This is a genomic window from Kocuria sp. LHG3120, assembly GCF_049897445.1.
Classification (GTDB): domain Bacteria; phylum Actinomycetota; class Actinomycetes; order Actinomycetales; family Micrococcaceae; genus Kocuria; species Kocuria rosea.
In genome coordinates, this window is record NZ_JAFCWG010000006.1 from 73064 (window position 1) to 95007 (window position 21944).

At 71.6% G+C, this 21944-nt stretch carries 19 protein-coding genes; 14 read left to right on the top strand and 5 right to left on the bottom strand.

All coding sequences use genetic code 11. The features are described 5' to 3' along the window. Window positions 1-169 precede the first annotated feature (169 nt). The gene (gene sucC, locus ACP7CD_RS12790; RefSeq protein WP_017832728.1) at window positions 170-1339 is read left to right on the top strand and encodes an ADP-forming succinate--CoA ligase subunit beta; all 1170 of its coding nucleotides are present in this window, start codon (window positions 170-172) and stop codon (window positions 1337-1339) included. A gap of 39 nt (window positions 1340-1378) precedes the next feature. After that, entirely contained in the window at window positions 1379-2296 is a 918-nt protein-coding gene (gene sucD, locus ACP7CD_RS12795; protein WP_126349893.1) for a succinate--CoA ligase subunit alpha, read from the top strand. 98 nt (window positions 2297-2394) lie between these two features. On the opposite strand, the gene ACP7CD_RS12800 is transcribed toward sucD, so the two are convergent. Then, window positions 2395-2787: a tautomerase family protein gene (locus ACP7CD_RS12800; RefSeq protein WP_109222522.1), complete on the bottom strand. Its 393-nt coding sequence runs from the start codon at window positions 2785-2787 to the stop codon at window positions 2395-2397. A 277-nt stretch (window positions 2788-3064) separates the two neighbouring features. Here ACP7CD_RS12800 and ACP7CD_RS12805 point away from each other — a divergent pair, with 277 nt between their 5' ends. The 7 genes from ACP7CD_RS12805 to ACP7CD_RS12835 all read left to right on the top strand — a co-directional run bounded on the left by ACP7CD_RS12805 (window position 3065) and on the right by ACP7CD_RS12835 (window position 11530). Then, the gene (locus ACP7CD_RS12805) at window positions 3065-4024 is read left to right on the top strand and encodes a sugar phosphate isomerase/epimerase family protein (RefSeq protein ID WP_426120338.1); all 960 of its coding nucleotides are present in this window, start codon (window positions 3065-3067) and stop codon (window positions 4022-4024) included. A gap of 34 nt (window positions 4025-4058) precedes the next feature. Then, a complete protein-coding gene (locus ACP7CD_RS12810; RefSeq protein WP_426120339.1) occupies window positions 4059-4985 on the top strand; it encodes a sugar phosphate isomerase/epimerase family protein in 927 nt (308 codons plus the stop codon). Continuing rightward, complete coding sequence (gene iolC / locus ACP7CD_RS12815) at window positions 4982-5968, top strand: 5-dehydro-2-deoxygluconokinase (RefSeq protein ID WP_109222524.1); 987 nt, start codon at window positions 4982-4984, stop codon at window positions 5966-5968. Before ACP7CD_RS12810 ends, iolC begins: the two co-directional genes overlap by 4 nt. Beyond that, the gene (locus ACP7CD_RS12820; RefSeq protein WP_109222525.1) at window positions 5965-6903 is read left to right on the top strand and encodes a Cgl0159 family (beta/alpha)8-fold protein; all 939 of its coding nucleotides are present in this window, start codon (window positions 5965-5967) and stop codon (window positions 6901-6903) included. Before iolC ends, ACP7CD_RS12820 begins: the two co-directional genes overlap by 4 nt. Beyond that, on the top strand, window positions 6900-8855 hold the full coding sequence (gene iolD / locus ACP7CD_RS12825) for a 3D-(3,5/4)-trihydroxycyclohexane-1,2-dione acylhydrolase (decyclizing) (RefSeq protein ID WP_109222526.1): 1956 nt from the start codon (window positions 6900-6902) through the stop codon (window positions 8853-8855). Before ACP7CD_RS12820 ends, iolD begins: the two co-directional genes overlap by 4 nt. A gap of 12 nt (window positions 8856-8867) precedes the next feature. Next, a complete protein-coding gene (locus ACP7CD_RS12830) occupies window positions 8868-10403 on the top strand; it encodes a CoA-acylating methylmalonate-semialdehyde dehydrogenase (RefSeq protein ID WP_136340941.1) in 1536 nt (511 codons plus the stop codon). Between the two features lie 89 nt (window positions 10404-10492). Further along, window positions 10493-11530: a Gfo/Idh/MocA family protein gene (locus ACP7CD_RS12835; RefSeq protein WP_426120340.1), complete on the top strand. Its 1038-nt coding sequence runs from the start codon at window positions 10493-10495 to the stop codon at window positions 11528-11530. Between the two features lie 102 nt (window positions 11531-11632). Here the strand turns inward: ACP7CD_RS12835 and ACP7CD_RS12840 are convergent, their stop codons facing one another. Continuing rightward, on the bottom strand, window positions 11633-12640 hold the full coding sequence (locus tag ACP7CD_RS12840; protein ID WP_336650271.1) for a LacI family DNA-binding transcriptional regulator: 1008 nt from the start codon (window positions 12638-12640) through the stop codon (window positions 11633-11635). 195 nt (window positions 12641-12835) lie between these two features. Here ACP7CD_RS12840 and ACP7CD_RS12845 point away from each other — a divergent pair, with 195 nt between their 5' ends. Together ACP7CD_RS12845 and ACP7CD_RS12850 are read left to right on the top strand one after the other, a co-directional pair. Continuing rightward, complete coding sequence (locus ACP7CD_RS12845; protein ID WP_336650252.1) at window positions 12836-14014, top strand: Gfo/Idh/MocA family oxidoreductase; 1179 nt, start codon at window positions 12836-12838, stop codon at window positions 14012-14014. Then, the gene (locus ACP7CD_RS12850; RefSeq protein ID WP_426120341.1) at window positions 14011-15018 is read left to right on the top strand and encodes a sugar phosphate isomerase/epimerase family protein; all 1008 of its coding nucleotides are present in this window, start codon (window positions 14011-14013) and stop codon (window positions 15016-15018) included. The genes ACP7CD_RS12845 and ACP7CD_RS12850 overlap by 4 nt, the downstream gene beginning before the upstream one ends. Before the next feature lie 360 nt (window positions 15019-15378). Here ACP7CD_RS12850 and ACP7CD_RS12855 read toward each other — a convergent pair whose 3' ends face one another. From ACP7CD_RS12855 to ACP7CD_RS12865, 3 genes are all read right to left on the bottom strand, one after another. Further along, on the bottom strand, window positions 15379-16866 hold the full coding sequence (locus ACP7CD_RS12855; RefSeq protein ID WP_426120342.1) for an MFS transporter: 1488 nt from the start codon (window positions 16864-16866) through the stop codon (window positions 15379-15381). 8 nt (window positions 16867-16874) lie between these two features. After that, window positions 16875-17792: a 5-deoxy-glucuronate isomerase gene (gene iolB / locus ACP7CD_RS12860; RefSeq protein WP_426120343.1), complete on the bottom strand. Its 918-nt coding sequence runs from the start codon at window positions 17790-17792 to the stop codon at window positions 16875-16877. 64 nt (window positions 17793-17856) lie between these two features. After that, window positions 17857-18597: a GntR family transcriptional regulator gene (locus ACP7CD_RS12865; protein WP_426120344.1), complete on the bottom strand. Its 741-nt coding sequence runs from the start codon at window positions 18595-18597 to the stop codon at window positions 17857-17859. A 192-nt stretch (window positions 18598-18789) separates the two neighbouring features. Between ACP7CD_RS12865 and ACP7CD_RS12870 the strand changes: the two genes are divergently transcribed. From ACP7CD_RS12870 to ACP7CD_RS12880, 3 genes are read left to right on the top strand one after another with little or no spacing between them, the layout of a single operon-like run. Beyond that, the gene (locus ACP7CD_RS12870; protein WP_426120345.1) at window positions 18790-19818 is read left to right on the top strand and encodes a substrate-binding domain-containing protein; all 1029 of its coding nucleotides are present in this window, start codon (window positions 18790-18792) and stop codon (window positions 19816-19818) included. Between the two features lie 29 nt (window positions 19819-19847). Then, the gene (locus tag ACP7CD_RS12875; RefSeq protein WP_426120346.1) at window positions 19848-20948 is read left to right on the top strand and encodes an ABC transporter permease; all 1101 of its coding nucleotides are present in this window, start codon (window positions 19848-19850) and stop codon (window positions 20946-20948) included. Between the two features lie 9 nt (window positions 20949-20957). Next, window positions 20958-21836: an ATP-binding cassette domain-containing protein gene (locus ACP7CD_RS12880; RefSeq protein ID WP_426120442.1), complete on the top strand. Its 879-nt coding sequence runs from the start codon at window positions 20958-20960 to the stop codon at window positions 21834-21836. The last annotated feature ends 108 nt before the right edge of the window (window positions 21837-21944 follow it).

A 21944-nucleotide genomic window follows, 5' to 3' on the forward strand; every position in this document is an offset into this window, starting at 1 on the left:
CACCGGTACGTCCCGCGCCCGGAACGGCTCCGCGGAACGGCCCGGACGCGTCCTGTCGGCCCCGGCCGGGAGGATGCGGAGTGCTCCGTTCACCACCAGGTCGGAGGACGACCCGCACACTGCCCGGGTCGCCGCCGCCCACGACTTCGACGAAGAAGGGCATTCACCCGTGGACCTGTTCGAATACCAGGCACGCGACCTGTTCGAGAAGCACGGCGTCCCCGTGCTCCAGGGCATCGTCGCGACCACCCCCGAAGAAGCAAGGGCCGCCGCCGAGAAGATCGGCGGGGTCACCGTCGTGAAGGCGCAGGTCAAGGTCGGAGGCCGCGGCAAGGCCGGCGGCGTCAAGGTCGCCAAGACCGCCGACGAGGCCTACGAGTACGCCCAGCAGATCCTCGGCATGGACATCAAGGGCCACACCGTCCACCGCGTCATGATCGCCCAGGGTGCGGACATCGCCGAGGAGTACTACTTCTCGATCCTGCTGGACCGCGCCAACCGCTCCTACCTGGCCATGTGCTCCGTCGAGGGCGGCGTGGAGATCGAGCAGCTCGCCGTCGAGCGGCCCGAGGCCCTCGCCCGCGTCGAGGTCGTCCCGACCGAGGGCATCACCGAGGCCAAGGCCCAGGAGATCGTCCGCGAGGCGAAGTTCGACGACGAGACCGCCGCGAAGGTGGTCCCCGTGCTCGTGAAGCTGTGGGACGTCTTCAAGAAGGAGGACGCCACGCTCGTCGAGGTCAACCCGCTGGTGAAGACCGGCGACGGGCAGGTCATCGCCCTCGACGGCAAGGTCACCCTCGACGAGAACGCGGAGTTCCGCCAGCCGGAGCACGCCTCCCTCGCCGACAAGTCCAGCGCCGACCCCCTCGAGGAGAAGGCCAAGGAGCACGACCTCAACTACGTCAAGCTCGACGGCGAGGTCGGCATCATCGGCAACGGCGCGGGCCTGGTGATGTCCACCCTGGACGTCGTCGCCTACGCCGGCGAGAAGCACGGAAACGTCAAGCCGGCCAACTTCCTGGACATCGGCGGCGGGGCCTCGGCCGAGGTCATGGCCGCCGGCCTGGACGTGATCCTCAACGACCCGCAGGTGAAGTCCGTGTTCGTCAACGTCTTCGGCGGCATCACCGCGTGCGACGCCGTGGCCAACGGCATCGTGAAGGCCCTCGAGATCCTCGGGGACGAGGAGGACAAGCCGCTCGTGGTCCGCCTGGACGGCAACAACGTCGAGGAGGGCCGGCGCATCCTGGCCGGCGCCAACCACCCGCTCGTCACCCTCGCCGAGACCATGGACGAGGGCGCGGACAAGGCCGCCGAGCTCGCCCACGCCGCCAACTGATCCGCCGACCGGACGAACACTTCTAAGGAACGAACAGCAATGTCAATCTTTTTGAACAAGGACTCCAAGGTCATCGTTCAGGGCATCACCGGCGGCGAGGGCACCAAGCACACCGGCCGCATGCTCGCGGCGGGGACGCAGGTCATGGGCGGCGTCAACGCCCGCAAGGCCGGCACCACCGTGGCCCACCAGGACAAGGACGGCAACAGCGTCGAGCTGCCGGTCTTCGGCACCGTCGCCGAGGCCGTCGAGAAGACCGGCGCGGACGTGTCGATCGTCTTCGTGCCGCCGGCCTTCACGAAGGACGCCGTGATCGAGGCCATCGACGCCTCGGTCCCGCTGGTGGTCGTCATCACCGAGGGCATCCCGGTGCAGGACTCCGCCGAGTTCTGGGCCTACGCGAAGTCGAGGACCGGTGCGGACGGCCAGCAGACCACCCGCATCATCGGCCCGAACTGCCCCGGCATCATCACCCCGGGCGAGTCGCTCGTCGGCATCACCCCGGCGAACATCACCGGCAAGGGCAAGATCGGCCTGGTCTCCAAGTCCGGCACCCTGACCTACCAGATGATGTACGAGCTGCGCGACATCGGCTTCACCACCGCCATCGGAATCGGCGGCGACCCGGTCATCGGCACCACCCACATCGACGCCCTCGAGGCGTTCGAGGCGGACCCCGAGACCGAGGCCATCGTGATGATCGGCGAGATCGGCGGCGACGCCGAGGAGCGCGCCGCGGACTTCATCAAGGCGAACGTCTCCAAGCCGGTCGTCGGCTACGTCGCCGGCTTCACCGCTCCCGAGGGCAAGACCATGGGCCACGCCGGCGCCATCGTCTCCGGCTCCTCGGGCACGGCGCAGGCCAAGAAGGAGGCCCTCGAGGCCGCGGGCGTGAAGGTCGGCAAGACCCCGTCCGAGACCGCCCAGCTGATGCGGGAGATCTTCGAGACGAAGTGATCCGGCGGGCTCCGGCCCGTCGACCCAGCACCCGGGGAAGGCCCCGTCCGCGAACACCGTGGACGGGGCCTTCCCTGTGCGCCGAGCCGGCCGAGGAGTCAGAGCCGGCCTTCGAGGAACTGCGCGACGCCCTCGCCGAAGGACCAGTCCTCGCGGGTGTTCTCGGTGACGGAGACGATGAGGTCCTGCGGGTCCAGCCCGGTGCGGGCGCGGAGGCGGTCGGCCAGGGCCCGGTACATGGCCTGCTTCTGGGCCTCGCTGCGGCCCTGCTGGACCACCTGGACGATGACGAGGTCGTCGGTGCGGGTGAAGCCGAGGCCGGTGTCCTCGGCGATGATCTGGCCGGGCCGGTGCTCGGTGATGATCTGGTAGCGGTCGCGGGGCGGGGCCGCGAAGGTGTCGAGCATGACGTCCTGGACGGTGTCGGCGAGCTCGCGGAGCTGTTCGGGGGTTCGACGGTCTTCGGTGACGTCGATGCGCACGAGGGGCACGGGTGGGTCCTTCCGGTGGATGGCACGTGGTGGATGACTGTTCCACCATGCTCGAAAGTATGTCAACACATTACGACAAAGAATAGACCTGATGGGCGTCCCTTGCCCCCTCCGGTGGCCACGAATCGGGTCTCGGGGATCGCCGGGCGCGCAGTTAGACGGTATGTCTTTACAAACTGACCTGATGTCGTATTCTGGTTGTGATCCGGACCACTGATCGGCCGGGCGCACGGGATCCGCACCGTGACGCCGGTCCAGCACCAGAAAGCAGGGCACCATGGCGCAGCAAAGCGCGACCTCCACGACCGCCGGCGCGGCGGCACAGCAGCAGAACCCCGTCCTCATCGGCACCGCCCCCGACTCCTGGGGCGTGTGGTTCGCCGACGACCCGAAGCAGACCCCCTGGGAGCGCTTCCTCGACGAGGTCGCCGAGGCGGGCTACTCCTGGATCGAGCTGGGTCCCTACGGCTACCTGCCCACGGACCCCGCCCGGCTCGCCGACGAGCTCGCCCAGCGCAACCTGAAGGTCTCGGCGGGCACCGTCTTCACGGCGTTCCACCGCGGCGCCGGCCAGTGGCAGGAGGCGTGGGAGCCCGCGCGGAAGGTCTCCGAGCTGACTGCCGCCATGGGCGGCGAGCACATCGTGGTGATCCCGGCCATGTGGCGGGACGACGTGACGGGTCAGGCGCTCGAGAACGAGCACCTGAGCACCGAGCAGTGGAACGCGCTGTGCGAGGGCCACGACCGGCTGGGGAAGGTGCTGCGCGAGGACTTCGGTCTGCAGCAGCAGTTCCACTCCCACGCCGACTCCCACGTGTGCGGCCAGCCCGACATCGAGACCTTCCTGCAGCGCACCGACCCCGAGCTGGTCACCCTCTGCCTGGACACCGGCCATGCCGAGTACGGGGGAGCGTCCTCCGTGGACCTCATCCGCCGCTACCCCGAGCGGATCGGCTACCTGCACCTGAAGCAGATCGACCCCGTGGTCCTCGAACGCGTGCGCCGGGAGAACCTGACCTGGGCCGCGGCCAACCTCGCCGGTGTCATGGTCGAGCCGCCCGCCGGTCTGCCGGACCTCGCGGAGGTCATCGCGGAGGTGGAGAAGCTGGACCGGCCGGTCTTCGGCATCGTCGAGCAGGACATGTACCCCGTCTCCTCCTTCGACGTCCCGCTGCCCATCGCCACCCGCACGCGCTCCTACCTGCTGGGCTGCGGCTCCCGCACCCGCGTCCGCTGACCCGTCCGCGCACCACAGACCTGGAGATCCGCCCATGAAGATCGCCCTCGACCCCACCCCGTTCCACGCCACCCACTCCCTGCTCGAGTTCCCGCAGCTCGCCGCGGACCTGGGCTACGACCACCTGCAGCTCACGCCGCACGCCGACTTCCTGCCCTTCTTCGGCCACCCCAAGGCCGACGACCGGCTCGTCGCGGACCTGCGGGCGGCCTGCCGCGCCGCCGGGGTGCAGATCGCCTCCGTGCTGCCCGTGCTGCGCTGGTCCTCCCCGGACCCGGATGCCCGTGAGGCCGCCGTGCGGTACTGGAAGCGCGCCGTCCGGATGACGGTGGACCTCGGGGTGCAACAGATGAACACCGAGTTCTCCGGCCGGCCCGAGCTGTCCGAGGAGTCCGAGCGCGCGTTCTACCGCTCCATGGAGGAGCTGGTGCCGCTCGTCGAGGCGGAGGGCGTGCACATCGCGATCGACCCGCACCCCGACGACTTCGTGGAGCAGGGCCTGGCGGCGTGGCGGGTGATCCGGGGCGTGAACTCCCCGAACCTCGGCTTCGCCTACGTGGCCCCGCACACCTTCCACATGGAGGACGCGCCCCTGGACATCATGGCCGCGGTGGGCGACCGCCTGCGCGTGGTGCACGTGGCGGACACGATGGACCACCACCGCTCGCACGGGCTGCGCTACATCACCAACCCCCCGGGCAACGCGGCCCGGGTGCACCAGCACCTGAAGATCGGGGACGGCGACGTCGACTGGGACGAGTTCTTCGGCGGGCTGGCCACCAACGGCTTCCTCGACCGGGCGGACTCCGTGATGGTCTCCTCGGTCTTCGCCGAGGACGAGAGCGCGATGGAGGTCTCCCGCTACCAGCTGGCCCAGATGACCGAGCGCGCCGAGGCGGCCCGGAAGGCCGCCGCCCGCACCCCGCAGCACACCGAGCAGAGGACGGAGGCCCACGCGTGAGCTACGACGTCGTGACCCTGGGACGCATCAGCGTCGACATCTACCCCGACGACGTGGGCGTCGGACTCGAGGACGTGACCACGTTCCGCAAGTACCTCGGCGGATCGCCCTCCAACGTGGCGGTCGCCGCGGCCCGCCACGGCGAGTCCACCGCGGTGATCACCCGCACCGGCGACGACCCGTTCGCCACCTTCCTGCACCGCGAGCTCACCCGCTACGGCGTGGACGACCGGTTCGTGAGCGCCGTGCCGGGGCTGCAGACCCCCGCCACGTTCTGCGCGATCCGCCCGCCAGAGGACTTCCCGCTGTACTTCTACGGACGCTTCCCCACGGCCCCGGACCTGCAGATCCGGCCCGAGGAGATCGACACCGAGGTCGTGGCCGACACGCGGATCCTGTGGTCCACCGTCACGGGCCTGTGCCAGGAACCGTCCCGGGCGGCCCACTTCGCCGCCCACGAGGCCCGTCCCCGCGAGCAGCTGCGGGCCGACCAGCACACGATCCTGGACCTCGACTACCGGCCCATGTTCTGGGAGTCCGAGGAGGACGCCCGGGCGCAGGTCCACGAGCTGCTCGGCCACGTGACCATCGCCATCGGCAACGACAAGGAGTGCGCGGTGGCCGTGGGGGAGGGCACCCCCGACGAGCAGGCCGACCGGCTGCTGGAGGCCGGCATGCGGATCGCCGTGGTCAAGCTCGGCCCCGAGGGGGTCATGGCCAAGACCCGCGACGAGCGCGTGGTCTCGGCCCCCGTCCCGGTGGAGACCGTCAACGGCCTCGGCGCCGGCGACTCCTTCGGCGGGGCCTTCTGCCACGGCATCAACCAGGGCTGGAGCCTCGAGCAGGTCCTCGACTACGCCAACGCCTCCGGCGCGATCGTGGCCTCGAAGATCTCCTGCTCCGACGCCATGCCCACCCCCGCCGAGGTCTTCCAGCTGCTGCGCGAGCGCGGCCGCGCCGTACCCGAAGGAGCCACCCGATGACCACGACCACCCCCCTCGAGCTCGACACGGCGGACCCCCGCCGCTACGAGCACCTGACCCGGGTCCGGCTGGAGGACCCGCGCGCCGTCCAGCGCGCCGCCGACTCCCGCCGTCGTCACCCCGGACCCGTGCACGGGCGGCAGAACTTCGTCGTCGCCGCGGACCACGCGGCCCGCGGCGCCCTGCGGGTGCGCGGCGAGGCCGACGCCATGGCCGACCGGCGCAGCCTGCTCGACCGGCTGCAGATCGCCCTGGCGGACCCCCAGGTGGACGGCGTGCTCGCCTCCCCGGACGTGCTGGACGACCTGCTGCTGCTCGGGGCGCTCGAGGGCAAGCTCGTCTTCGGCTCCATGAACCGCGGCGGTCTGCCCGGCCTCGTCAACGAGATCGACGACCGCTTCACGGGGCACACGGCCGAGGCCCTGGACCGGATCGGCGCCGACGGCGGCAAGATGCTCACCCGCATCTGCTTCGAGGACCCGCACACCACCTCCGTCCTGGAGAACACCGCCAGGGCGGTGGACTCCCTGGCCGCCCTGGGGCTCATCGCGATGGTGGAGCCGTTCATCTCCCGGATCACCGGCACCGGCATCGTCAACGACCTCTCCGCCGACGCCGTGATCCAGTCCGTGGCGATCGCCCAGGGGCTCGGGGGAACCTCCGCGCACACGTGGATGAAGCTGCCCGTGGTCGAGGACATGGAGCGCGTCATGGCGGCCACCACCCTGCCCACGGTCCTGCTGGGCGGCGACCCGAGCAGCCGGCCCGACGAGGTCTTCGCGACCTGGGAGGCCGCCCTCGCGCTGCCCGGCGTCCAGGGCCTGACCGTCGGACGCACCCTCCTCTACCCCGAGGACGGCGACGTCGCCGGCGCCGTGGCCACCGCCGCGTCCCTGCTCAAGGGGCACACCGTCGAGGAAGGAGCCGCCCGATGAGGACCCGCACCCTCTCCGTCTCCCAGGCGCTCGTGGAGTTCCTGGCCAACCAGTGGACCGTCGACCGGATCGGTGCCGAGGAGTACCGGCAGCGCACGATCCCGGGCATGTTCGGCATCTTCGGCCACGGCAACGTGGCCGGGGTGGGCCAGGCCCTGAAGCAGTACCAGGCCCAGGACCCCGCCCTGATGCCCTACTACCAGGGCCGCAACGAGCAGGCCCAGGTGCACCAGGCCGTCGGCTACGCCCGGCACACCCGGCGCCGGGCCACCTTCGCGGTGTCCACCTCGATCGGCCCCGGTGCCACCAACATGGTGACCGGCGCCGCCCTGGCCACCACGAACCGGCTGCCCGCGCTGCTGTTCCCCTCGGACCAGTTCGCCTCCCGGCGCCCGGACCCGGTGCTCCAGCAGCTCGAGCGGCCCGACGCCAACGACATCACCGTCAACGACGTCTTCCGGCCGGTCAGCCGCTACTTCGACCGCGTCTGGCGGCCGGAGCAGCTCTTCTCGGCGCTGCTCAACGGCATGCGGGTGCTCACCGACCCGGCCGAGACCGGCGCCGTGACGATCGCGCTCCCGCAGGACGTGCAGGCCGAGCCGCTCGAGGTGCCCGAGGAGTTCCTCGCCCCCCGGGAGTGGCGGATCCGCCGGCCGGCGCCCGAGGAGGAGGACGTCCGCGCGGCCGTCGCGGCGATCCGCGCGGCCGAGCGGCCCGTGGTCATCGCCGGCGGCGGGGTGCACTACTCCTTCGCCACCGAGGCGCTGGCCGAGTTCGCCGAGACCACCGGGATCCCTGTGACCTACACCCAGGCGGGCGTGGGGGTCATGGACTGGGACCACCCGCTGTGCCTCGGGGCCGTCGGCTCCACCGGCTCCACGGCCTCCAACGCCGTGGTCGCCGAGGCCGACCTGGTGATCGGCATCGGCACCCGGTACGAGGACTTCACCACCGCGTCCCGCACCGCGTTCCAGCACCCGGACGTGCGCTTCGTCAACATCAACGTCGCGGCGTTCGACGCCTACAAGCAGGGCACCGCCGTGCCGGTCGTCGCCGACGCCCGCAAGACGCTCGTCGAACTGACGAGGGCGCTCGGCGGGTACCGGGTCGGTGCGGACCTCGCCGAGACCGTCGAGCGGGAGAAGCAGCGCTGGGACGCCACCGTGGATGCGGCGTTCTCCGAGCGGCACCTGCCGCTGCCCAGCCAGAACGAGATCATCGGGGCCGTCAACGAGGCCATGGACGACCGCGACGTCGTCGTGTGCGCGGCGGGCTCGCTGCCCGGTGACCTGCACAAGATGTGGCGGGTCAAGGACGCCTTCGGCTACCACGTCGAGTACGCGTTCTCCTGCATGGGCTACGAGATCGCCGGCGGGCTCGGGGTCAAGCGGGCCGCCGTGGCCGAGGCCCAGCGGGCCGGGACGCCGCAGGACGCGCGCGACGTCGTCGTCATGGTCGGGGACGGCTCCTACCTGATGATGCACACCGAGCTCGTCACGGCCGTGGCCGAGGGGCTCAAGCTCGTGGTGGTGCTGATCCAGAACCACGGCTACGCCTCGATCGGCGCGCTCTCGGAGCAGCTGGGGTCCCAGCGCTTCGGCACGAAGTACCGCTACCTCGACGGGCGGCGGCACAGCTTCGACGACGGCTCGACGCTGCCGATCGACCTCGCCACCAACGCCGAGTCCCTCGGCGTGCGCGTGCTGCGGGTCGAGCCCGGCGAGGGCGTGATCGACCGGCTGCAGGCGGCCGTGGCCGAGGCCAAGGCCGTGCCCGAGGGCTCCGGTCCCGTACTCGTGCACGTGGAGTCGGACCCGCTGATCGACGCGCCCAGCTCCGAGTCCTGGTGGGACGTGCCCGTCACGGGCACCGCCACCCTCGAGTCCACGAACGAGGCCTACGAGGTCTACCAGCAGCACAAGGCCCGGCAGCGTCCGCTGCTGGGGAACTGAAGGAGGAGTCCCATGACCCAGCAGATCGACAGGACCGACCAGCAGATCCAGCACGTCGAGCACTTCATCGCCGGGGCCCGCACGCCCGGCACCGGTGACCGCACGCAGGAGATCTACAACCCCGCCACCGGGCAGGTGTCCGGCATCCTGCACCTGGCCACCGACGAGGACCTGCAGACCACGGTGGCCGCGGCGCGGAAGGCCGCCGACTCGTGGGGCGACGTGTCCCTGGCCAAGCGCACCGCCGTGCTGTTCAAGTTCCGCGAGCTCGTGGCCGCCCACACCGACGACCTCGCCGCCCTGATCACCGCCGAGCACGGCAAGGTGCTCTCCGACGCCAAGGGCGAGGTGGGCCGCGGCCTCGAGGTCGTCGAGTTCGCCTGCGGGATCGCCGAGCAGCTCAAGGGGGAGTACTCCGACCAGTTCTCCACCGGCATCGACGTCTACTCCTTCCGCCAGCCCCTCGGCGTGGTCGCGGGCATCACCCCGTTCAACTTCCCCGTGATGGTGCCGCTGTGGATGGCCCCCGTGGCGATCGCCACCGGCAACGCCTTCATCCTCAAGCCCTCCGAGCGCGACCCCTCCCCGGCCCTGCTGATCGCCGAGCTGTGGCAGCGGGCCGGCCTGCCGGACGGGGTGTTCCAGGTGCTGCACGGCGGCAAGGAGGCCGTCGACGGGCTGCTGACCCACCCGGACGTGGACGGCATCTCCTTCGTGGGCTCCACCCCGATCGCCCAGTACGTGCACGAGACCGCGACCAAGCACGGCAAGCGCGTCCAGGCCCTCGGCGGGGCGAAGAACCACGCGATCGTGCTGCCGGACGCGGACATGGACTCCGCTGCCGACAACCTCACGGCGGCCGCCTTCGGCTCCGCCGGGGAGCGCTGCATGGCCGTGTCCGTGGCCGTGGCCGTCGGCGAGGCCGCCGACCTGCTCGTGGACAAGCTGGCCGAGCGGGCCAAGGACATCACCGTGGGCAACGGCATGGACGCCTCCTCCGACATGGGCCCCGTCATCACCCCCGCGTCCCGGGACCGCGTGCGCCGGATCGTCACCGCCGCCGAGCAGGACGGCGCCGCCGTCGTCGTGGACGGCCGCGACCTGATCGTGAAGGACCACGAGGACGGCTTCTTCGTGGGCCCCACCGTCCTGGACAGGGTCCGGAAGGACATGCAGGCCTACGAGGAGGAGATCTTCGGGCCCGTCCTCGTGGTGCTGCGCGTGGACACCCTGGACGAGGGCATCGAGGTCATCAACGCCAACCCGTACGGCAACGGCACCGCGATCTTCACCTCCTCCGGCGCCTACGCCCGCCAGTTCAAGCGGCAGGTGACCGTGGGCATGATCGGCGTCAACGTCCCGATCCCCGTGCCCGTCGCCTGGCACTCCTTCGGCGGCTGGAAGGCCTCGCTGTTCGGCGACCACCACATCTACGGGCCCGACGGCGTGCGCTTCTACACCCGCGGCAAGGCCGTCACCGAGCGGTGGCCCGAGCCGCACCACGCCTCGGGGGCGTCCTTCGCCTTCCCGTCCTCGTCCGACCACTGACCCGCACGCCACCCCGCTCCCGCCGGTCCCCGCACCGGCGGGAGCGCCCCGCACATCCCGCCCCGCAGGGGCGGCGGAAGGAGAACACCATGAACACCCCGCTGCGCGTAGCCGTCGTCGGAGCCGGCCGCATGGGCGCCGACCACATCGAGCGCATCCACCGCCGGATCAACGGCGCCGAGATCGCCGCCGTCGTCGACATCGACCGGGCCCGGGCCGAGGCCGCCATCGCCCACATCCCCGGCGCGGTCGCCCACACCGACTTCCAGGAGGTGCTCGACCGGGACGACATCGACGCCGCCCTCATCGCCACCCCCGGGTTCCTGCACGAGCAGGTGCTGCTGTCCGCGATCGAGCACGGGCTGCCCACGCTGTGCGAGAAGCCGCTGACCCCGGACGCGGAGTCCTCCTGGCGCGTGGTCGAGGCCGAGGTGGCCGCCGGCCGGCAGCTGATCCAGGTCGGCTTCATGCGCCGCTTCGACGCGGGCTATCTCGCCCTGCGCCGGATGATCGAGGAGCAGCCCTACGGGGAGCTGCTGACCCTGCACCACCAGCACCGCAACCCGACCACCCCGCCCGGGTTCACCAACGAGATGATCATCAACGACTCCGTGGTGCACGAGTTCGACGCCGTGCGCTTCTTCACCGGGGAGGAGATCACCTCGGTCCAGGTCCGGATCGGGCGCTCCACCCGCAACGCCCCGGAGGGCCAGAAGGACCCGCAGCTGGTGCTCATGGAGACCGAGTCCGGGATCCTCGCCCAGGTCGAGGCCTACGTCAACGCGCAGTTCGGCTACCAGGTCGCCACGCAGGCGTCCTTCGAGACCGGCGTGGTGGGCATCGGCTGCGACAGCGAGCCCTACGTCCGCACGGCCGGCACCTGGGGCGGCAGCGTCACCCCGGGCTTCGAGGAGCGCTTCGTCGAGGCCTACGACCGCGAGATCCAGGCGTGGGTCGACGCCGCGGCGCGCGGGCAGATCGGCGGTCCCTCGGCGTGGGACGGCTACGCCACGGCCGCGTGCTGCGAGGCCGGCGTCCGGGCGCAGGCCAGCGGGGAGATCGTGCCCGTGCGGATGCAGCCCAGGCCCGAGCTCTACAGCACGGCACCGGTGGCCGCCCGCGCCTGAGCGGCAGCGGGGGCCGGCGTCAGGGCGCGGCGGGGCGACGGCCCCACCGCGCCCTGACGCGTCTCCCCGGCGCGGCGGCGGGGCGCTCGCGGGGCCCCGCCGTCACCCGGTCGCGCGGGGTGCCGCCGTGGAGCCGCGGACGACCAGCTCCGGCTCGAGCAGGACCGCCGCCCCCGTGTCCGGGCCCCCGCCGATCCGGGCCACCAGCCGCTCGGCGGCCACCGCGCCGATCTCCGCGTTGCGGCTGTCGACGGTGGTCAGCCGCAGGAGGTGGGTGGAGGCGATGGGGGAGTCGTCGTAGCCGACCACCGAGAGCTCCTGCGGCACGCGCAACCCGCGCTCACCGGCCACCGCGAGGGCCCCCATGGCCATGGTGTCGTTGGCGGCGAAGACCGCCGTGGTCTCCGGAGCGGCGTCGAGCAGGCGCACCGCGGCGGCGTAGCCGTCCTCCTCCGTGGTGGCACCGTGCCCGGCGACGGCGCGGGGCTCGAGGCCGGCCGCGGCCATCGCCGCCGCGAAGCCCTCCGCCCGCAGCCGGGCCGCTCCGCCGCCGCCCGTGAGGTGGCCGATGCCGCGGTGGCCGAGGCCGATCAGGTGCTCCGTCGCCAGGCGCGCGCCGAGCCGGTCGTCGTTGGCGACGACCTCCGCACCCGGTATCACGCCCTCCCGGTGGCCGGCCACCACGACGGGCAGCCCCTCGGGCACACGCATGGCCCCGGTCGGCTCGGTGGCGATCACCAGCCCGTCGACGCGCATCGACAGGAAGCCGTCCAGCGGGTGCGCCTCCACGTGCGCGTTGAGCGTGTGGTCGGCGACCGCGATGCGCAGCCCGTGCGGCGCCAGGCCCTCCTGCAGACCGCGCAGCAGCTCCACGAACCACAGGTTCCGCCAGTCGTCGATGACCACCCCGATGGTGCGCGTCGTCGCCCCGGCCAGCGCCGCGGCGGCCTGGCTGGGGCGGTAGCCCAGCCGCTCCACCGCCTCCAGGACGGCGGCCCGCCGGGCCTCCGAGACGCTGGGGGAGCCGCGCAGGACGAGGGACACCAGGGACTTCGAGACGCCCGCGCTCCGGGCGACGTCGTAGATGGTGGGCGGACGCGTGTTCACCAGAGCATTGTCTCCCGAAATGTGTCCTGACAAACCTCTTGACCCGGTTCGGGGGAAGACCCTACGCTCATTGGAGCGCTCCAATCGTGACCGGTGCCACAGTGCCCGGCGCGACGGTCGCTCTTCCTGCGTGTTCGTCCTGTTCCCGAACCGTCCTCATCCCGCCCCCAAGACCCGTCCCCAGACCAGGAGAGAAACATGACCGACAGCATCGGCATCGCCGTCATCGGCGCCGGCATGGCCGGCCAGGCCCACGCGGCCGCCTACCGCGTGGCCCCCACGCTCTACGACCCCGTCCTGCCTCCGCTGCGCTACGTCGCCATCGGCGACGTCAACGAGACGCTGGGGGCGCACGTGGCCCGCCGCTACGGCTACGAGAAGGCCCTGGGGTCCTGGGAGGCGGTCGCGGAGGACCCGGAGATCGACGTGGTCAGCGTCGTCATCGCGAACCGCTTCCACCGCCGGGCCGTCGAGGGCCTGCTGGCGGCCGGCAAGCACGTGCTGTGCGAGAAGCCGCTCAGCGACACCCTCGAGGACGCCCGCGCCATGGCCCGGGCCGCCGAGCAGGCCGAATCCATCGCCCGCATCGGCTTCACCTTCCGGCGCACCCCCGGCATCGCCGCGATCCGCGACCTGATCCAGGGCGGGACGCTGGGGAAGGTCCTGCACTTCAGCGGCCGGTACTGGACCGACTACGGAGTGAACCCGAAGGCGCCCATGAGCTGGCGCTACAAGGGCGGCCCGGGCTCCGGGGCGCTGGCCGACGTCGGCAGTCACCTGGCCTATGTGGCGGAGTTCCTCTGCGGGGACGTCCGCTCCGTCAGCGGTGGCCGGCTGGCCACGGCCATCTCCGAGCGGCCGCTGCCCCTGGGTGCGGTGACCGGCCACCACCTGGTGGAGGTCAGCGACGACTACGAGCCGGTCGAGAACGACGACTACGCCGCGTTCTCGGCGGAGTTCGCCACCGGCGCCGGCAGCCTGGAGGTCTCCCGGGTGGCGGCCGGGCACCCCAACACCCTGACCTTCGAGGTGTTCTGCGAGAAGGGTGCCGCGCGGTTCAACCAGCTGCGCCCGGCCGAGATCGAGCTGTTCCTCACCGACGGACCCGAGGCCACCAACGGCTACCGCACCGTCAACCTCGGCCCCGGCCACGCCTACCTGTCGCAGGGACTGGCCATGGACGCCCCCGGCGTCGGGTTCGGCCAGAACGACGCCTTCGGCTACCAGGCCCGCGCCTTCCTCGAGGAGGTCGCCGGTCTCGAGGAGTCGGCGTCCCTGCCCCGCAACGCCTCCTTCGCGGACGGCGTGCACAACATGGAGATCCTGGAGGCGGCCGTGGAGTCCGCCACCCACCACGGAAAGAAGGTCGTCCTGTGAAGCTCGGCGTCTACAACGCGATCCTGCACGACCGCCCGCTCCCGGAGGCGCTGAAGGTCATCGCGGACCTCGGCCTGACCGGCATCGAGATCAACACGGGCGGGTTCCTCCCGGCCGTCCACGTCCCGGACATGGACCAGATCCTGGAGAGCGACGCGGCCCGCGACGACTACCTGGGGCTCTTCGAGGGCACCGGCGTCTCGATCGCCGGCCTCAACTGCAACGGCAATCCGCTGCACCCCAAGCGGGCGATCGGCGAGAAGCACGCCGAGGACATCCGCCGCTCCATCCGGCTCGCACATCGCCTGGGCCAGGACCGCGTGGTGACGATGTCCGGGCTGCCGGGCGGGGAGCCCGGGGCCACGGTGCCCAACTGGATCGTCAACGCCTGGAACTCCGGGGCCCTGGACATCCTGGACTATCAGTGGGGCATCGTCGCCGACTTCTGGAAGGAGACCGACCGGATGGCCGCCGATCACGGCGTGAAGGTGGCCCTCGAGCTGCACCCGCAGAACGTGGTCTTCAACACCGCTGACGTCCGCAAGCTCATCGACCTGACCGGCGCCACGCACGTGGGCGTCGAGCTCGACGCCTCGCACCTGTTCTGGCAGCAGATGGACCCGGTCGCCGTGATCCGCGAACTCGGCCCGCTGATCTTCCACGCGGCCGCGAAGGACGTGCGGATCAACCAGGAGAACGCCGCGCTCTACGGTGTGCTGGACAACAGCTTCCGCCGGCTCTCGCCCGAGGAGGACCGCACCAACCTCGGCGGCGACGAGTGGGCCAACGAGTGGCCGAAGGACTCCGCCTGGGACTTCGTGGCGCTGGGCCGCGGCCACGACACCGCCTACTGGGCCGAGTTCCTCACCGCCCTGCACGAGGTCGACCCGGACATGGCCGTCAACATCGAGCACGAGGACGTCTCCCTGGGCCGCATCGAGGGCCTCGAGATCGCCGCCGGCGTCCTGAAGGACGCCGCCGCGTCCGTCGGCGCCCTGCGCTGACACCGTCCACGGACGACGACAGGGCCTCCTCCACACGGAGGGGGCCCTGTGTCGCGCCCCTGGGCCGGTGGAGCGGGGGCTCCGAACTCCTCATCCTCCTCGGGGTCCCTGCCCCGGATCCGACCCTGCTCCGACCCGTCGACGGCGGCCGTCTGCTCGGGAGGGGGTTCGAGGTCCAGCTTCCGGTCGACGCGGCGTCGCTCCGGGTTCGCGCAGGTGGGGATCGGGACGACCCTCGGCTGGAGTGCCGGCGCAGCACGACCTGCCCGGTCCCGACGCCGTGGGCGCGGGCGATCTCCTCCGGTGCCGGTTCGGCCGGCAGGGTCGTGCCGTCGTGGAGCGGGTGTTCGGGCTGGGCGGTCATGGTGTCCCCTTTCCTGAAGGGGTGCGGGGTGGCGCCGCGACGGTGGTGGCGTGCCCGCTGACGTGCTCGGCCACCGAGGGCGGGAGCCGCAGCGCACTGACCAGGGGCAGCAGGAGCAGGGCCGCCATGACGGCGAAGGCCGCCCGGTACGGGAGCAGGTCCCCGGCCTCGGGGAGAATGCCGGCAGCGGCCGAGGCCAGCTGCAGGACGAGGGCCCCCACGGCGATCCCCAGCCCGGTGGCCAGCTGAGCGCTGGTGGCGGACAGGGTGTTCGCCGAGGAGATCTGCGCCGGTTCCACGTCGGCGAACTGCAGGGAGTTGTAGGCGGTGAACCCGATCGAGCGCAGCGCCCCGCTGGTCAGCAGCAGCAGGGCGACGAGCCACAGGGGCGTGCCAGGGGCCAGGAGCAGGAACGCCGCGATGCAGACCGCGCCGCCGGACACGGAGGCGATGAGGACGGTGCGGAACCCGAACCGGCGCAGCAGCGGGGTGGTGGCCGGCTTGACGCCCACGTTGCCGAGGAACACCGCGGTGACGAGCAGACCGGACTCCACGGGCGACCGGCCGAAGCCGTCCTGGAGCAGCAGCGGCAGCAGGAACGGGACCGAGCTGACGACCGCCCGGTAGACGAAGCCTCCCGAGTTCGCCGCCCGGTAGCCGGCGATCCGGTAGACCCGCAGGTCCAGCAGGGGGTTCGCGGCGCGCAGCAGCCAGCGAACGGCGACGGCCCCGCTGAGGGCCGCGGCGCACAGCAGCCCGACCGCGGCGCCGGCCCACCCGGCGAGCGGGACGAGCTGCAGACCGGCGACCAGGCCGAACACGGCGACCGTGCACCACAGCAGTCCCGGCACGTCGAGGGACCGGCGTTCGGTCTCCGTGTCGCGGACGAGCAGCAACGCCGCGACGAGGGCCGCCGCGCCCACGGGGACGTTGATCAGGAAGATCCAGTGCCAGCTCGCCCAGGAGGTCAGCAGCCCGCCCACGAGCGGGGCCAGCACGGGCGCGAGCAGCGCCGGCCACGTGATCCAGGCGATGGCCCGCAGCAGATCGCGCCGGTCCGTGGCGCGCAGGACGATGAGCTGCCCGACCGGGACCATCATGGCCCCGCCGAGGCCCTGAAGGACCCGCGCGGCCACCAGTGCCGGGAGGCTGCCGCCGGCGGCGCACAGGAGGGAGGCGAGCGTGAAGACGACGATGGACGCGCAGAACACCCTCCGGGGCCCGAACCGGCCGGCGAGCCAGCCGCCCACGGGGATGAACGTGGCCACTGTGACGAGGTAGACGGTCATCGCGAGGCCGATCTCGGCGCTGCCGACGCCGAGATCGGCCGCGATGCTCGGCGCCGCGGTGACGAGGATCGTGCCGTCGAGGTGCTCCATGAACAGCACGGTGGACACGAGCAGCGCGAGCCGGCGGCTCCACGGGCGGGCGGTCCCGTCGTCCGGGGGACGACTCCGGGTGCGGTCGCCCGGACGGATCGGCACGGAACCGGTCAGCGACCGAAGGGCAGCCGGGGGTCGACCGCCGACTCGTCCCAGGTCCGGCGGATCCAGCCGTGGTGGGGGTCGTCGCTGATCAGCCACTCCCGCACCCGGCCCGGCCCGGCCATGACGTTGAGGTAGTACAGGTCGTAGCCGGGGGTCGCCATGGCGGGCCCGTGCCAGCCGTAGGGCACCAGGACGACGTCGCCCGAGCGCACCTCGGCGCTGACGTCGATGGGGCGGTCGTCCGAGGCGTAGACCCGCTGGTAGCCCATGGGGTCGGCGCCGCCGCCCGCCGGCACGGGCATGCCCGCGGCGAGCTGCGTCTCGAAGTAGTAGATCTCCTCCAGGGCGGTCTCCCCGTCCTTCTCCTCGTCGTGCTTGTGCGGCGGGTAGGAGGACCAGTTGCCGGCGGGGGTGAGCACCTCGCACACGATGAACCGGTCGGCCTCCAGCGCGGCGGGCGTGCCGAAGTTGTGCACCTGGCGCGAGCAGTTCCCCGCCCCGCGCAGCTCCACCGGGATCTCCTCGCGGGTCACGAGCCGCGTCGGGTGCTCCGCGCGGGCCGGCGCCGAGGCCACGGCCACCCGGCCGCCGGTGGCGGTGGACACGGTCAGGTCCCGGCGGATCCCGGTGTAGAGGACGTCGGTGGGGCCGGCGAAGACCGAGGGGCGGCCGGCGAGGTCGTAGCTCTCACCGCCCGTCTCGGCCGTGAAGCTGCCCGCGAGGGGCACCACGATGCGCTCCTCCTCGGCGGCGTCCAGGGCGATCCGCTCGCCCGGGCCGAGGTCGGCCACGCGCAGGCCCGTGTGGGCCCAGCCGGGGACCTCGGCGGCGGAGTCGTGGCCGCCCAGGGAGACGAACCAGCCGTCCTGGGCGGCGGAGTCCTTGGGGTGGACCCATTCGGGGCGGGAGCTGTCGGTGTGCATGGGTCGGTGTGCCTTCCGGTGTCGTCGTCGTGCGTGGTCCCGGGCCGGGACGGTGGTCCTGCGCTCAGCGCTGGACGAGGGTCAGCTCGAAGGTGTACTTGTCGGCCCGGTACACGTGCCGGCCGGTCTCCACCTGCCGGCCGAGGTCGTCCATGGCGGTGCGGTGCATGCTGACCAGCGCGGCGCCGGGCTCGACGCCCAGCTGCTCCGCCTGGAACGCGTCGGCCGAGACGGCGCCCACCCGCTGGTGGGCCAGCTGGAAGTTGACGCCCTGGCCGCGCATGAGGGAGTACAGGCCCTCCTGCTCGAGCTGCTCGCGCGTGAGCTCGCACAGCGCGCAGGGGATCCAGTTCTCCATGAGGGCCAGCGGTTCGCCGTCCGTGCTGCGCAGGCGCACGAGGTGGTAGACCTCGTCGCCCGGCGCGATGCCCAGCAGCAGCGCCACCTCGTCGTCGGCGGGGATCCGCGCGAAGTCCAGCACCGTCGTGCTGGGGCTGCCCCCGCTGCGCTGGAGGTCCTCGTGCAGGCTGGTCAGCTCTAGCGAGCGGCGGACCTGGCTGCCCACCACCTGGGTGCCCACACCGCGCTTGCGCACCAGCAGCCCGGCGCGCACGAGCTGGTCCATGGCCTTGCGCATGGTGGGCCGGGACAGGTTGAGCCGGTTGGCGAGGTCGATCTCGTTGTCCAGCTTGGTCCCCGGGGGCAGCTCGCCGCTGCGGATCGCGTCCTCGAGCCCCTGCGCCACCTGGTGGTAGAGGGGCACGGGGGAGGTCTTGTCGACCGTGAGACGGAGTGGGCCGGACATGGTGGACCTCCAAGGGGGTGGGACCGAGCGGGCGGGACCGCCGACTCCCTCCATTGTGAACGGCAAGATGTGAATATGTCCATACATTCTATTGACATCTGTGATCCGGGTCACCCAGGATGATCCCCAAGCGGACGGCCGAGGCGGCGCCCGGAGGCGCGAGGCCCCGCAACGACACGAGGAGAACTCCCCATGACTGCACGACGTCCTTCCCACGAGAGCCTGCGGCCGAGGGCGCCCCGGCGTCTCCTGACGGCCGCCGCTCTGCTGGTCCCGGCCATGGCGCTCGCCGGCTGCTCGTCCGAGGGCGGCCGGGAGACCACGGCCGCGGGCGAGGGCGGCGGTGGCCAGGTGGCCCAGACCGACCCCATCAAGATCGCCATGGTGACCCATGCCCCTCCGGGCGACACCTTCTGGGACACCATCCGGGCGGGCGCGGAGGAGGCCGCGGCGAAGGACAACGTCGAGTTCCTCTACGCGGGGGACGTCGAGGGCGGCCGGCAGGCCCAGCTGATCCAGCAGTACATCGACCAGGACGTCGACGGGATCGCCGTGACCTTGGCCAAGCCCGACGCCCTGCGGGACGTGCTGCAGCAGGCGGAGGACGCCGGCATCCCCGTCGTCTCCTTCAACGCGGGTGAGAACGAGTACGCCGAGATGGGGGCGTTCGCGCACTTCGGGTCCGACGAACAGCTCGCCGGGCAGACGGCCGGGGAACGGCTCAAGGAGGAGGGCATCCAGCGCCCGATCTGTGTCATCCAGGACCAGGGGCACGTGGGGCTCGAGGCCCGGTGCGCCGGCGTCAAGGAGCAGCTCCCCGAGACCGAGATCCTCTACGTGCAGGGCACGGACATGACCCAGGTGTCCTCCACCGCCACGGCCAAGCTGCAGACCTCCCAGGAGGCGGACGCCATCATCGGGCTCGGCGCGCCGATCACCATGACCCTGCTCGAGGCGAAGGAGTCGGCCGGCAGCGACGTCACCGTCGCGTCCTTCGACATGAACGGCGACCTCGCCCAGGCCGTCGTCGACGGGGACGTGCTGTTCACCATCGACCAGCAGCCGTGGCTGCAGGGCTACATGTCCGTGGACTCGCTGTGGCAGAACCACCGGGGCGCCTTCAGGATCGGTGGCGGCCAGCCGACGCTGACCGGCCCCGCCGTCGTGGACTCGTCCAACGCAGAAGAGGTCCTCGAATTCGCCAACGAGGGCATCCGCTGAGCGGGCCCTGGAACCAGGAGCAGAAGACCATGTCCTCCACCCGCACACCCGCCGCCGCACCGGCGCCGGACCGCGGCTCCTCCGGAGCCCCGCCCACGCCCACCGCCGGCGCCCCGGCCGACGAGCGCATCCAGACCAAGGGCCTGCTGGGCACCTTCCTGGCCCGACCAGAGGTCGGCGCCCTGGTCGGTGCGATCGTGGTCTTCGTGTTCTTCGCCGTCGCAGCTCCGTCGTTCACCCAGCCCCAGTCGATCTCCACCGTCCTCTACGGGGCGTCGACCATCGGAATCATGGTGGTCGGGGTGTCGCTGCTGATGATCGGCGGGGAGTTCGACCTCTCCACCGGTGTGGCCGTGATCACCTCCGCGCTGGCCGCCTCGATGTTCAGCTGGTTCTTCGCCGTCAACGTCTGGGTCGGTGTCCTGGTGGCACTCGTGGTGTCCCTGTCCATCGGCTTCGTCAACGGCTGGCTGCTGATGCGCACCAAGCTGCCGTCCTTCATCGTGACCCTGTCGACGTTCCTCATGCTCACCGGCCTCAACCTGGCGCTGACCCGGCTGATCGGCGGCTCGGTCTCCTCGCCCTCGATCAGCACCATGGACGGGTTCGACGCGGCGAAGGCGGTCTTCGCCTCCTCGGTGAGCATCTTCGGTGTCGACGTGCGGATCACGGTGTTCTACTGGATCGCCCTGGTGGTCGTCGCCTCCTTCATCCTGCTCAAGACGAGGATCGGCAACTGGATCTTCGCCGTGGGGGGGGACGAGAACGCCGCCCGCGCCGTGGGCGTGCCGGTGGCGAGGACCAAGATCGGTCTGTTCATGGGCGTGGGCCTGTGCGGCTGGCTGCTGGGCATGCACAACCTCTTCGCCTTCGACTCCGTCCAGTCCGGGGAGGGCGTGGGCAACGAGTTCCTCTACATCATCGGCGCGGTGATCGGCGGCTGCCTGCTCACCGGAGGCTTCGGGTCCGCGATCGGCGGGGCCCTGGGCGCCCTGATCTTCGGCATGGCCTCCCGGGGCATCGTCTACGCGGAGTGGAACCCCGACTGGTTCAAGTTCTTCCTGGGCCTGATGCTGCTGCTGGCCACCATCGTGAACATGTACGTGCGCAAGCGCGTCGAGAGGAAGTAGGTGACCACCGTGTCGACGCAGAACACGCCCACGGGCACCACCACCGCCGCGGCCCTGGTCGAGCTGGAGGACGTCGGCAAGCGCTACGGCAACATCATCGCCCTGCGCGAGGTCACCATGACCGTGGAGGCCGGGAAGGTCACCTGCGTGCTCGGCGACAACGGGGCCGGCAAGTCCACCCTGATCAAGATCATCGCCGGACTGCACCAGCACACCGACGGGACCCTGCGCGTCAACGGGGAGGAGACCACCTTCGGCTCCCCCCGGCAGGCCCTCGACGCCGGGATCGCCACCGTCTACCAGGACCTCGCCGTGGTCCCGCTGATGCCGGTGTGGCGCAACTTCTTCCTCGGCTCCGAGCTCACGAAGGGCTTCGGCCCGTTCAAGCACCTGGACGTGGCGAGGATGAAGGAGATCACCAAGCAGGAGCTCGCCGACATGGGCATCGACCTGCGCGACGTGGACCAGCCCATCGGCACCCTCTCCGGTGGTGAGCGCCAGTGCGTGGCCATCGCCCGGGCCGTGCACTTCGGGGCGAAGGTCCTCATCCTGGACGAGCCCACCGCGGCCCTGGGCGTGAAGCAGTCCGGGGTGGTGCTGCGCTACATCCTCCAGGCCAAGGAACGCGGCCTGGGCGTGGTGTTCATCACCCACAACCCGCACCACGCCTACCCGGTGGGGGACCGGTTCCTGCTGCTCAAGCGCGGCAAGTCCATCGGCTACTACGAGAAGAAGGACATCCTGCTCGGGGACCTCACCGCCCAGATGGCCGGCGGCGCCGAGCTGGAGGAGCTCACCCACGAGCTCGAGCAGCTCGGCGGGCACACCCAGCAGATGCAGCAGGTCCAGGCCGACATGGCCGAGTCCCAGACCCGCCCCCGCGCCTGACCGGACCCCGGCCCCGGGGCCCCCCCCCCCCCCCCGGGGGGGGGGGGGGGGCCCCCCCCCCCCCCCCCGGGCGGCCCCCCGGGGCAGGCGCCCCCCGGGCGGCCGGGC